The organism is Labedaea rhizosphaerae, assembly GCF_004362825.1.
Classification (GTDB): domain Bacteria; phylum Actinomycetota; class Actinomycetes; order Mycobacteriales; family Pseudonocardiaceae; genus Labedaea; species Labedaea rhizosphaerae.
Map to the genome: position 1 here is coordinate 47,147 of NZ_SNXZ01000008.1, position 12,172 is coordinate 59,318.

The window sequence follows — 12,172 nt, forward strand, 5'->3', positions numbered from 1 at the left end:
AAGGTCCTAGCAGAGATGCCGGAACAAGACCCCACTGAATTTCGACGGATTGATTCGGAGCTGATGGAGGACGTATCGCTTGTCAACGGCTCGTTGGGAAGCTACGTCATTCGTCTGATCTCCGCGATCAGAGGAGAGCACCGCGCCGAAATGAAGCCAACAGACGAGCACGACTTGGGGTCACTACTCATAGAGCTTGGCGAGCGAATCAAAGAGCGAGCCAGTCGCCGATGGGAATCTCCGGCGACGGATAAGACCGTTGATTGACGTCCCAAACGAACCAGGACTGTCCGGTTTCATTAATAAGCTGACTATGTGACACCGTTCTTCATGCGAGTGTGGCGCTCGCGTCACATAGCCGATCCCTGGCGGCGGCGGGCGGCTTTTGTTGCCTTTCGGACCCGCCGCTGCCAGCGGGTCTCGACTGAGGATAACTAAATGGCTTGGGGCAAGTCGAACAAGGCTAGGTCAGATGCCGAGCGCGACATGCGTAGAGAAGGGTTCATCAAGAAGAAGTGCCCTCCGCACGACACGGAGGAGATCTACTCCAACGTGTTGCCTGGATTTGTGAATGTGACTTGTAAAGATTGCGGCAAAGTGGTTGACCTAAGGCGCGCCTGACCAAGTGCTTGAACTTCTAGAGTGTCCTTTACAGGACATGGCGCTACCGTTGCTTGGTGACAGACGATCGCTCTACAAGCCACACCTGGGCAAGCGGTAACGCACGCGCTGATGGCGCCTCACACGGCGGTTGGTGGTACGGGCCATACATACCCGACATCCCGCACGACGCAAGCGCACCGGAAATCAAATGGGGAGAGCACCCCGCAGGGCACTCACGGCCGGACGGATGGGCATCCGGCCGTTCGGCGTCCGGTGCCCCCGCATGGACCGTCACGATGCTTGAGGCAGGGCGTTTCTGCATCCTGGTACCGGACGCGTCAGTCGTCCTCTGTCGCCCTGGTGACTACCTGGTCATCCCTCCCGGCATGACGCACACGTGGCGGGCCCAGGACGACTCCACGGTTCTCACCGTCCGCTGGCCTGCCGACGACGAGAGTCAGCCCATGTATCCAGCACTGTAGCCGCGCGGAGCGGGCGTTTGCGCAGGTCGATTGGTATGCGTTAGTCGTGCTAACATGATGTTGTGGCAGACGTTCCACTCGCCCGCGCTGACCGGCTTCCAGGTGATCAGCCACTGGGTGCCGTTCCTGTTGCTCTCGGTCTACTTCGGCGGGCTCGCCGACCGGCACGACTGCCGCCGGGTCATCCAGGCCGCGCAAGGGCTGTTCATGCTCGTCTCGGTGTTGTGGGGCGTGCTGTTCCTGACCGATTCGCTGCAGGTCTGGTCGGCGTGCGTGCTGCTGGTGCTGCACGGCTGCGCGGGCGCGATCTGGAGCCCCGCGGAACAGTTGATGCTGCACGACTTCGTCGGGACCAAGGACCTGCCCAGCGCGGTCCGGCTGAACGCGACGTTCCGCAGCCTCGGCATCCTCTTCGGCCCGGTGGTCGGCTCGGCGTTGCTGCTCGGCCTCGGCCCGACCGGCGGGATCTTCGCCAACGTCGCGATCTACCTGCCGCTCACGCTCTTCTTGTTCCGCACCAAGTTCACCGGGCACACCCGCGACCACGGCCCGGCCGCGGGTCGGCCTGTCCGAGGCGATCCGGGTGCTGCGGGAGGTCGCCGCCAACCACACGCTGATGTGCATGATCATCCTGGCCGGGCTCGGCTCGTTCTTCGTCGGCGCGTCGATGCAGGCGGTGATGCCGACCTTCGCCCAGGATCTCGGCGGGGACGACGCCGGCACCGCCTACGGCGTGCTGCTGTTCGCGGCGGGCGCGGGCGGTGTGCTGGGCGGTCTGCTGCTCGAGGCGACCGGCCGGATCAAGCCGAACGTGCCGGCCGCGGTGGTCAGCACGGCGATCTACGGCGCGAGCACGCTGGTCTTCGCCGTCGTCGGCAACTTCCCGCTCGCCGTGGTGATGCTGCTGATCGGCGGCGTCGCGAACCTGGCGTCGATGTCGATCAGCCAGACCGTCGTGCAGCTGCTCGCCCCGCCCGCCGAGCGCGGCCGGGTGATCGGCGTGTACGGCATGTCCGCCAACGGGTTGCGCGCGGGCAGCGGGTTCACCGTCGGCCTGCTCGGCGCGGCGGTCGGGCTGCACTGGTCGCTCGCCCTCAGTGCCGTGGCGCTCTGCGTCGGCACCGCGGCGGCCGCCGTCTACGCCTGGCGCGGCCGCGACCGGGCGCTCACGACATGATCATTCCGCCACGCAGGCGAATGACACCCGGACGAGTGATTATTGCGTCCATTTGACGCTGATGTCCGCCTGAACAACACGCACAGCTAGTAGCGGAGGGCGAGTTCGCCGGTCGGTTGTCCTTCGAAGAGGTAACCGTTGGCCTGTAACGCTTACCGTCGCCACGCGGGTCCAAAGGCGACGGTTTGGTTACGAACAGGTCACTTGATAGCTTCGCCGCCGCTCGCGATTCGCTTTGCCGACGCGAGCCGTTCGGTTCATTTCTCGGCATCGCGAAGGGAATGTTCATGCGGTTCAACGCGCGTCTAGCCGGCCTCGCGGCCATGGCGACCGTCGTGGGTGGTGGCATCGCGGGGGTCATGGGGATCACCGCCCCGCCCGCCTCGGCGCAAGCGGCACCTGGCACCGGCCACGCGTACGGCGCGTACGCCGCCGTCACCCTGCTGCCCGGCGTGCTCACCCGCGACGGGCTCAACCTCGACACCGGCGTCCTGGCCCCGTCGAGCACGAGCGGCCCGGCCAGCGCTTCGGTCGTCGACGTGCCGCTGCGTGGCGTCGTCACGGCCCAGGCGATCACCAGCTCGACCAGCCGCACGGCGACCACGGTCACCGCGCGGGCCGCGATCGTGGACCTGCGGCTGCCGGTGCTGGCCGCCGCGCTCGGCGGCACCCCGAGCGTGCAGGTGCTGCGGGCCAAGTGCACCGGCACCGGCATGGGCACGGCCGGCTCGTCGGAGATCGCCGGGGTGAACCTCGGCCGGCTCGGCACCGTGCCGGTCACCGGCGCGCCCAACCAGACCATCGACGTGCCGCAGGTCGCCCGGATCGTCCTCAACGAGCAGGTCAAGGACATCGACGGCAGCATCACGGTCACCGCGCTGCACGTCACCCTGCTCGGCGGCAGCGTCACCGGCAAGCTCGGCAGTGGCGACATCCGGCTCGCGTCGGCCACCTGCGGCATGGGACCCGGCACCACGACCCCGCCGACGACCCCGCCCACTGTGCCGTCCACGCCGACCGTCCCCACGCCCCCGCCGCACCAGCCGACCGTGACCCCGAACGCGCCGGCGGACCAGGGCGGCCACCAGGTGCGCGTGGTCCCGGCCGGCGCGCCGCAGACCGGTGACGGCAGCTTGGCGGGCCGGCGGTGATGCCACGCCGCGCGCTCACCGCCGTGGTGGCCGTGCTGGCCATCGTCATGGTGGTGGCGGCGGTGCTGGGGTTGGCCGGGTGCGGTGCGGCTCCGTCCGGTGACCAGTCCCCACCGCAAGCGCACCCGGCCGCCGTCACCCGGGGCCTTGCCCCCTCGGTGCCGGTCTCGGTGGACGTGCCGAGCATCGACGCGCACTCCAGCCTCGTGCCGCTCGGCGTGAACCCCGACCACACCATCGAGGTGCCGCCGGTCGCGCAGCCCCTGCAGGCCGGGTGGTACACCGAAGGCCCCACCCCGGGCGAGGTGGGACCCGCGGTGATCCTCGGGCACATCGACGGCCACCACCAGAAGGGGATCTTCTGGCGCCTGCACGAACTGCGGACCGGGGACAAGGTCTCCGTGCGCAGGCAGGACGGTGGCACGCTGACGTTCACCGTGTACAAAGTGGACCAGGTGGCGAAGAGCGCGTTCCCGACCGAGGCCGTCTACGGCAACACCACGCGCCCGGAACTACGGCTCATCACATGCGGCGGCGCGTACGACGCGCGGGCGCACAGCTACCTGGACAACATCCTGGTGTTCGCCGCGCTCGATCAGGCGGTCCACAAGTAGGTGACGGTGACGTAGCCGTTGTCGGCCATGCCCAGGTCGTGGAACACCCCGTCGGCCAGGTCGATGCCGGCGGGGTTGGCCACGGACCGGCCGAACTCGTCGAGCCCGCCGTTGTAGCCCTGGTTGTAGGCGGCGTCGGCCTCGGGCAGCCCAACCGGCAGGTCACCGAACTCCGCGCGGGCGGCGTCCCAGTAGTTGTCCTTGGTGTTCCACGGGCCGATGTCCCACACCGGCTCGGTCAGGCAGGTCGCGCCGTTGCACACCTGCACCTGGTACTCGGTGCCGCCGTTGGACGCGAGCGCCGTGCCCGACGGCAACGCGACGAAGTGGTCCTCGACGGTGATCACGTGACCGTTGGCGGTGGTGCCGCCGACCAGGCCCTCGCGGGTGGCGAACACGGAGAACGTCTCCGAACGCGGCTGGACCGCCTTCGGCGCCGGCGTGTTCGCCACCGGCGTCACTGTGACCCTGCGGACCGACGGGCTCGCGGAGGTGTTGGTGCGCAAGGTGATCCGCGCCTGGACGGTCCGGGTCGCGGTGCCGAGGACGGTGTTCGCCGACGCGGCACGCCACTCGGTCCACCCGCCGTTCGCGCGCTGCCCGCGGACCTCGACGGTGGCCGAGGTCCCGGCCGGGGTGACAGTGTCCGCGTCCACCCGGACGGCGCTGACCGGGGCCGGAAGCGTCCGTGGCACAAGGGTTTCCGTGCCGTAGCCGGCGGCGTTCGGGTTCAGCGCCGGACGCATCGCGGGGTTCGCGAGGGTGGCGACACCGGCCGTGGTGGCGACGTTGTTGGTGGACGCGACGTCGGCCGCGGTCCAGTGCGCGCTGATCGGCGCCGTCGCGGCCGTGCCGGGCAGGAACAAGCCGGCGGCCAGCGCGGTGCCCGCGCTGATCACGGCGAGGGTGGTCGTGCCGGTACGCATCGGAGCAGACCCTTCGTTCGGGGATCGGGAATGGTCTGGTAATCGATTGCCCGACTACGGACGCTAATGGAGAACAATTCACGCCGACACCCGTCGATCGACGGGTCTGCGCACCGGTCGCGGAAGCGGGCGAAAGAATCCTCAGGACCTTTGTCGAAGGTGCTCGGCACCGCTCGACGCTGGGGGTGAGGGCGGCCGAAGTGGCCACCCCGAAACGAGGAGTGACCATGCGATTCCTGATGATGCACCGGGTCAGCGAGAGCGACCCCTCGGCCTGGAACCCGACCCCGGAGTTCATGGAGACGATGGGCGCGATGATCGAGGACTGGACCAAGCGCGGCATCCTGATCACCGCGGAGGGCGTGCACCAGTCGGACAAGGGCGCGCTGGTGCGCAAGACGCGGGGCGTGGGCATCAAGACCACCGACGGCCCGTTCACCGAGGCCAAGGAGGTCATCGGCGGGTTCGCGCTGATCAACGCCGAGAACCGCGAGCAGGCCGTGCAGTACGCGACCGAGTACGCGGAGCTCTTCGACCAGATCGAGGTCGAGGTCCGGCAGGTCGTCGAGTTCGACGACCTGCCGGAGCTCAGCGGCTGAAGCGGCTCACCAGCTGTCTTCGTTGAAGATGCGCGGCCCTTGCTCGTCCTCGGCGCGGTCCTCGGCCGCGGACGGGCGCCGGCCGCCTGGTGGAACTGATGCGGCGGACGGCGCGGGTGCCTGCTGGGGCGCCCGCGCCGTCGCCTCGTCGGCGTCCGGGTCCGGCCCGAAGGAGAACGTCTCCGCCGGGTAGGCCTCGCCATTCTTCTTGAGTTCCTTGGTGAAGGTGGCCGCGGTGCGCGCGGTCGCCTTGGCCACCTCTTCCGAGTTGCGCTTGGCCTCGGCGCGCGCCCGGTCGAGGCGCGCCTGCGCCTCCGCGAGCCCAGTGGTGCACTCCTGAGCGATGGCCGAGAACTGGGCCCGTGCCTGCGTGAGGATCTCGTTCATCCGATGGTCCCGACCGGCTCGTCCAGGTCGTCGTAGAGGTTGCCGGTGGTCTGCCACCGGCTCGCGCCACGCTCGGTGGCCTCGCCGCCGCGCGCACCCGCGCCGCCCATCGGCATCATCGGCATGCCGCCGGAACCACCGGCCGGAGCGGATCCTTGCGCGGCCGCCACGGTGTGCGCGCCCGACTGGCCGCCGGTGTGGCTGCCGGAGCTCGCCATCCCGTCGCCGGACGTGTTGTGGTGGTGGACCTGGTGGCCGCCGCCATGCCCACCAGCGCTGTGGTGGCCGGTGCTCGCCGCGCCGTCGTGACCACCCCCGTGATTACCACCGTGATCGCCGCTGTGGTGGTGACCGCCGCCGTGGTGACCCTGGTGGCCGTTGTGCCCATTGTGTCCACCGTGTCCATTGTGGCTGGCGGTGCCCTGGTCGCCGGTGTGGCCGGACTGGCCGGTTTGGTCGTTCTGGTCGGACGCGTCGAAGTCGAGCTGGTAGTTCTGCGGGTGGCCGCTGCCGTCGTCGATGGTCAGGCCGACCGAGCCGTCACCCGGGTCGCCGTGCACGGTGACGGTGACCGAACCGTCGTGCACGGTGGCGTTGCCGCTGCTGTCGGCGGTGACGTGCTGGACGCCGGACTGGTCCGCTCCTGTGGCCGGGTCCGCGGTGGCCGAGCCGGTCGGCAGCCCCGTGGTCGGGTCCACGGTGGAGGAACCGGTCGGCAGGCCGGTGGCCGGGTCGGTCCCGGTGGCGCCGCTGAAGTCCAGGTCGTAGGTCTTCGGGTGCCCGGTGCCGTCGTCGACGGTGAGCGTGGCGTGCCCGGTGGCGTCCGGTTCGGACACGGTGTAGGTGGCGTCGCCGTTCTTGATGGTCACCGTGCGCCCGGTCTGGCTGCCCGGAGTCCCTGGCGTGCCAGGAGTTCCCGGCGTGGTCGGGTCGGTCGGCGTGGTGGGCGTGGTCGGCACCGTGGGGTTGGTGCTCGGGTTGGTGTTGGACGGCGTCGTCGTGTCCGTCGGGTTGCTCGGCACGCCGGGCGTCGACGGTGTGGACGGTGTGGACGGTGTCGAGGGAATGGACGGCGTCGAGCTGGACGGAGTGGTCGGCACGGACGGGGTGGTCGGCACGGACGGGGTGGACGGCACCGAGGGCGTGCTCGGCGTCGTAGTGCCGCTCGGGGACGTGGTGCCGCTCGGAGACGTGGAACCGCTCGGGGTGGTGACCGTGCCGGTACCGGTCGGGGTCTGCGGGTTCGGCTTCGGCTTGGCCTTCTCCGTCGGCGCGATGCCGCTGTCGAGGTTGGTGAAGACCTTCGGGTCCAGCTTGTCCATGCCGCCGGTGAGGGTCTCCCAGCTCTTCTGCACCGCGGTCTTCGTCGTGGTGTTGACGCTGTCGAAGCTCTGCTTCTTACCGTCGAACTCGGTGACGAACGTGCCGTTGAGCCAGTTCGTGGCCGACTGCGCCATCAGGTCCTTGACCTGATCGCCGAAGAAGTGCCACGGGCCGCCGAAGAGGCCGCCGTCGTCGAAGACGTCCTTGTCGATGCCGCTGAACATCGACCAGCCGCCCTCGACCATGCCCTTGAGGTTCTCCCGGTCGGCTTGCTTGCGGGCGGCCTGGATGACCCGGTCGATGTCCTGCGGGGTGAAGCCGTCGATCGTGTCGGCCCAGAGGTTCAGCACCCCGCGGGCCCGCTGCGCGACCGCGCTCTCGGCGCTGTCGACCGCGGCCGTGATCAGGTGTTGCGTGGTCTGCGGGTAGTCGACGACCTTGCGCGCGTCCTCGTTGAACTTGCGGCAGTAGGCGTCGGCGGCATCGGCCGCGTCGCCCTTCCAGAACGAGCGCAGGCTGTCGGTGTCGCCGTTGAGGTCGAGCTCGATCTCGCCGAGGTCGGTGTGCACCGCGCCCAGGTCGGCGGCGTCGTGGCGCAGCTTCGCGAACGCGATGTCCTTCAGCTCGTCGTACGGGTTGCGGATGTCGGTGACCAGGTTGGGCGCGCAACCCTTCCAGTTCTGGTATTGGGGGATGAACCACTCGAAGAAGCGCATCCCGCGCGAACCCGGTTCGAGCAGGTCGTTGGAGGTGCTGACGCCCGAGCCGCCGTTGGCCACGGTCCGCGACTCCGCGTTGCCCAGGTCGGTCTGCGCGGTGCTCTGCTCGACGTCCTTGTCGGCGCGCCCGGTTTCCTGGTTGTAGGTCTCCTGCGCGGCCTTGCGGTCGTCGTCGGAGATGTAGCCGCGGTGCGTCTTGTCGCTGACGTAGTCCTTGACGCCGTACTTCTCCGCGTAGTCCGAGATCTCGTCGGCGTTCTTCCAGAAGTCGGAGTTGCGCTGACCGGCGAAGGGCGGCAGCGGCGAGGTGGCGTTGCCGTCGGCGTAGGCACGCAGGATGCGGGCCTTGTCGTCGTCGGAGACGTTGGGGTCGTCCAGGTACTTCTTGACGTCGCTCCACTTGGTCCAGTCGGTCATGACTGCCCCCGCATCCCGCTGGTGTTGCCCTCTTCGGTCTGTTCGTAGTCCTGGTAGGCGTCGTGCAGGCGGTCGCCGAGCGTGCTCGTGGCGGTCGAGTAGCTCCGGATGGGAGCGACGAGCTTGTCGTGGCGCGCGGTGGTGTAGGCCGAGCCCTTGTCCTGGAACACGCGCCCGAAGTCGGCCGCCGTGACCTGGCCGTGGTCGACCTTGTCGGCCTGGTCGTTGATCGGCGTGACCTGGCTCTTGATCTTGGTGGTCACGGCGGACATTTCCCCGGTCCGCGTGCCGTATCCGTCGGGCACGGCATCTCCCCTCGTTCTCTGCGTCGACCCCCAGCAATGCCGCTTCTGACGTGACCGTCTCCCGGGCCGTTCCTGAATCCTGTTCAGACGGACAAGGAATTCACGCAAGGAAATCTCCCAGGGCACGGGCGGGCAAGGACTGCGCTGGTGGGCGTAGGTTCGAGACCGTGGAGTTCCGCATTCTCGGACCCCTCGAGGTGTGGTCCGGCCGCGAGCGGGTGGCTTTGGGCGGCCCGCAGAACGAGCGGCTGCTGGCCGCGCTGCTGCTCGGCGGCGGCCGGGTGGTCCCGCTGGCCGCCCTGGTCGACGCGCTGTGGGACGAGGACCCGCCACCGACCGCGAAGCACCAGGTGCACAAGGTGATCGCCAAGCTGCGGCAGCTGCTGCCCGGGATCATCCATACCGACGGGCCCGGGTACCGGGTGCGTGCGGATGCGGTGGACCTCGAGCGCTTCGAACGCCTGGCCGCCACCGGCACCATCGCCGGGTTGACCGAGGCGCTCAGCCTCTGGCGTGGCCCCGCGCTCGCCGGTGTGGACGGCGCCGCCTTGCGCACGGCCGCGGCGGCGTTGGACGAGCGGCGGCTCGCGGTGACCGAGGAGCTGACCGACCTGCGCCTGGCCGCGGGGGAGTCGGCGGCGCTGGTCGTCGAGCTGCCCCGCCTGATCGAGGCGAACCCCTACCGCGAACGGCTGCGTGCGCAGCTGATGATCGCGTTGTACCGCGGCGCGCGCCAAGCCGACGCGCTCGCCGTCTACCAGCAGACGCGGGCCTTGTTCGACGAGGAACTCGGTGTCGAACCCGGGGCCGAGCTCGCCGAACTGCACCAGCGGGTGCTGCGTGCCGACCCGGCGCTGGACCTGCCCGCCCGCGACACCGGGCGCAGCACGCTGCCGTACGACCTGCCGGACTTCGCCGGCCGCCGGACCGAGCTCGCCGCGGTGCTCGCGGCCACCGAGGCGGCGCCGATCGTCGCCATCGACGGCATGGCCGGGGTGGGCAAGACGGCGCTGGCCGTGCACGTGGCCCACCGGGTCGCCGCCCGGTTCCCGCACGGCCGGCTGCTGCTCGACCTGCGTGGGCACACGCCGGGCGCGGTGCCGGTCGACCCGGAGGTGGCGCTCGCTCAGCTGCTGGGCATGCTCGGCGTGGCCGAGCAGTCCATCCCCGAGGGGCTCGAGCAGCGCGCGGCGCGGTGGCGCGCCGAACTGGCCGATCGCAAGGTGTTGCTCGTGCTGGACAACGCGGCGAGCGCGGCCCAGGTGCGCCCGCTGCTGCCGAGTGGCCCGGGTTGCCTCGTGGTGATCACCAGCAGGCGGCGTCTGGGCGTGCTGGACGGCGCCGAGGTCCACTCGCTCGAACCCATGCCGGACGACGACGCCGCCGTGCTGTTCGCCAACGTGGTCGGGGTGCGGCGCGCGGCGGCCGAACCGGACGCGGCCGCCGAGGTGGTCGGGTTGTGCGGGCGCCTGCCGCTGGCCCTGCGCATCGCCGCGACCCGGCTGGCCGCGCGTCCCGTGTGGACGGTCGCGGACCTGGCCCGGCGGCTGCGGGACGCGAGCGGCCGGCTGGCCCAGCTGACCGTCGCCGACCGGGGCGTCGGTGCCGCGTTCGCCCTGTCCCACCAGCAACTCGATCCCGACGAACAGCGCGTGCTCGCGTTGCTGGGCCGGCACCCGGGCTCGGAGTTCGAGAAGTTGTCGGTGGCCGCGCTCGCCGGCGTGTCGCCGTCGCGTGCCGAGGAGCTGCTGGAAAGCCTGCTGGACGCCCACCTGCTCAGCCAGCGCACGGCCGACCGCTACACGTGCCACGACCTGGTGCGGGAGTTCGCCTTGGAACTGCCCGCCGACGAAGCCGAACCGATGGCCCGGTTGCGGGACTTCTACCTCGCGGCGACCACCGCGGCCGCCGACCGGATCAGCCCCGAGGGCCGCCGCTTCGACCCGGTGATCGCGTTGCCGCCCGCCGAGTTGCCTCGTGTCGACGGGCTCGACCAGGCGCTGGCGTGGCTCGCCGCCGAGCACGACGCGCTGATGGCGATCGCGGGCGGCCCGCACGGCTGGCAGCTGACGTTGGTGCTGCGTGCCTACTTCGAGCACCGTGGCCACTTCGGACAGTGGCGCGCCACGCACGAACGAGCCCTGCGCGAGACGACGGACAACCTGCGGGCAACCGCGTTGCTGGAGTTCAACCTCGCCGCGGTCGCCATGTGGACCGAGCGCCCCGACGACGGGATGACCCACCTGCGCCGCGCGATGGCGGCCGTCGACGCCGGCGACCCGGTCGACCAGCAGCTGCGCGCGACCATCCTGACGAACCAGGGAATGCTTGCCCACCAACAGTTCCGGGACGTCGAGGCGACCGGCTACCTGCGCGCGGCCCTGGCCATCGAGCACGACGACGTGCGGGTCCGGGCGTTGACGGTGAACAACCTGGCGCTGACCGAAGGCCGGCTGGGCGCGGCCGACAAGGCGATGCGACACCACCGCGAGGCGTTGGCGCTGGCCCGTGCGGCGCGGCTGCCCACGGCTGAACGCGGTGTCCTGCTCAGCATGGGCGAGACCGCCCTGCGCCTGGGCCTGCCCGCCGAAGAAGCGTTCCGCGAAGCCCTCGACCTGGCTCGCGCCGGCCGCTTCCGCATCCAAGAGGCCCTGGCCCTCGACGGCCTGGCCCACGCGACGGGCGACCAAGGGCACTGGCGGGCGGCGCTCGCGATCCTCACCGACCTCGGCGTGCCGCGGGCCGGCGTGGTCGCCCGGCACCTGGCGAACCCGGGCCTGCCGTGCTGCGAACTGTGCGGAGAACCGGACCGTGCGGCACACCCCCAGCCGCACCGCACGGCCCACCTCCCCTGACCCCACCCGGAGAGAGGGTGGGCCGTGCGGCGGGTCCTCCCAGGCCGCCGCACGGCGAGCCCGTCAGTTGGGCAGGCGGTGGACGGTGTCCATGCCGACCGTCCACTTGCCGTGCTCGTTCACCATCGTCATGGCGACGGCGAAGTGGACGTCGGTGCCCGCGCTCGCGTTGACGCTGTGCGCGTCGACGACCGCGACCCCGCCCTCGCAGCCGGCGAACACGGTCTCGGACAGGATCGTGGTCTTCCAGACCCAGCCCGGCACCGTGAAGTCCTTGCGGGCGTTGGCCATGATCGCGTCCCGGCCGTAGGTGACGTTGCCGTCGTAGAAGAAGAGCATCTTCGGGTTCAGCACGGCCTCGTACCGCTGCGGGTCGCGGGCGTTGTAGGCGGCGTTGTCCTCCAGCACCGCCGCGTGCATCCCCGCCGCGCACCTGTCGTGGTGGCTCGACGCCGACGCCGACGCCGACGCGACGGTCGGCACGGCGACCGCGGCGATGCCCGCGGCGCTCATGGCCACGGCTGCCACGCCGGCGGCGACAGCATGCTTCTTGCGCATGATCCCTCCTCAGGGGGTTGTCCTGCGCAGCAGCGTCGGCCGTGCCGCTCCTCAGC

The 12,172-nt window shown here is 70.3% G+C and carries 11 protein-coding genes and 1 pseudogene; 7 read left to right on the top strand and 5 right to left on the bottom strand.

The window, feature by feature from the left end; all coding sequences use genetic code 11:
- Positions 1-15: 15 nt before the first annotated feature.
- From EV186_RS32900 to EV186_RS32915, 5 genes and pseudogenes are all read left to right on the top strand, one after another.
- The gene (locus tag EV186_RS32900) at positions 16-267 is read left to right on the top strand and encodes a hypothetical protein (protein WP_133853420.1); all 252 of its coding nucleotides are present in this window, start codon (positions 16-18) and stop codon (positions 265-267) included.
- Positions 268-1,142: 875 nt separating this feature from the next.
- Positions 1,143-1,568 (top strand): annotated as a pseudogene (locus EV186_RS40610) (MFS transporter); the annotation flags it as partial.
- Positions 1,569-1,668: 100 nt separating this feature from the next.
- Positions 1,669-2,262 (top strand): MFS transporter, encoded by a 594-nt coding sequence (locus EV186_RS40615; protein WP_279538349.1) that lies wholly within the window; start codon positions 1,669-1,671, stop codon positions 2,260-2,262.
- A 287-nt stretch (positions 2,263-2,549) separates the two neighbouring features.
- Positions 2,550-3,413: a choice-of-anchor P family protein gene (locus EV186_RS32910; RefSeq protein WP_133853421.1), complete on the top strand. Its 864-nt coding sequence runs from the start codon at positions 2,550-2,552 to the stop codon at positions 3,411-3,413.
- Positions 3,413-4,027, top strand: coding sequence for a class F sortase (locus EV186_RS32915; RefSeq protein WP_133853422.1), 615 nt, complete (start codon positions 3,413-3,415; stop codon positions 4,025-4,027). The genes EV186_RS32910 and EV186_RS32915 overlap by 1 nt, the downstream gene beginning before the upstream one ends.
- Here the strand turns inward: EV186_RS32915 and EV186_RS32920 are convergent.
- The gene (locus EV186_RS32920; protein ID WP_133853423.1) at positions 4,009-4,953 is read right to left on the bottom strand and encodes a hypothetical protein; all 945 of its coding nucleotides are present in this window, start codon (positions 4,951-4,953) and stop codon (positions 4,009-4,011) included. The genes EV186_RS32915 and EV186_RS32920 overlap by 19 nt on opposite strands.
- A 227-nt stretch (positions 4,954-5,180) precedes the next feature.
- On the opposite strand from EV186_RS32920, the gene EV186_RS32925 reads away from it, so the two are divergent.
- A complete protein-coding gene (locus tag EV186_RS32925; protein WP_133853424.1) occupies positions 5,181-5,552 on the top strand; it encodes a YciI family protein in 372 nt (123 codons plus the stop codon).
- A gap of 6 nt (positions 5,553-5,558) precedes the next feature.
- On the opposite strand, the gene EV186_RS32930 is transcribed toward EV186_RS32925, so the two are convergent.
- From EV186_RS32930 to EV186_RS32940, 3 genes are read right to left on the bottom strand one after another with little or no spacing between them, the layout of a single operon-like run.
- Positions 5,559-5,939, bottom strand: coding sequence for a hypothetical protein (locus EV186_RS32930; protein WP_133853425.1), 381 nt, complete (start codon positions 5,937-5,939; stop codon positions 5,559-5,561).
- On the bottom strand, positions 5,936-8,398 hold the full coding sequence (locus tag EV186_RS32935) for a WXG100 family type VII secretion target (protein ID WP_133853426.1): 2,463 nt from the start codon (positions 8,396-8,398) through the stop codon (positions 5,936-5,938). The genes EV186_RS32930 and EV186_RS32935 overlap by 4 nt, the downstream gene beginning before the upstream one ends.
- Positions 8,395-8,703 carry a hypothetical protein gene (locus EV186_RS32940; protein ID WP_133853427.1) on the bottom strand — a complete coding sequence of 103 codons (309 nt, stop codon included), beginning with the start codon at positions 8,701-8,703 and terminating at the stop codon, positions 8,395-8,397. The genes EV186_RS32935 and EV186_RS32940 overlap by 4 nt, the downstream gene beginning before the upstream one ends.
- 167 nt (positions 8,704-8,870) lie before the next feature.
- On the opposite strand from EV186_RS32940, the gene EV186_RS32945 reads away from it, so the two are divergent.
- Positions 8,871-11,558: an AfsR/SARP family transcriptional regulator gene (locus EV186_RS32945; RefSeq protein ID WP_133853428.1), complete on the top strand. Its 2,688-nt coding sequence runs from the start codon at positions 8,871-8,873 to the stop codon at positions 11,556-11,558.
- Positions 11,559-11,621: 63 nt separating this feature from the next.
- Here EV186_RS32945 and EV186_RS32950 read toward each other — a convergent pair whose 3' ends face one another.
- Entirely contained in the window at positions 11,622-12,116 is a 495-nt protein-coding gene (locus EV186_RS32950) for a nuclear transport factor 2 family protein (protein WP_133853429.1), read from the bottom strand.
- Positions 12,117-12,172: the final 56 nt, after the last annotated feature.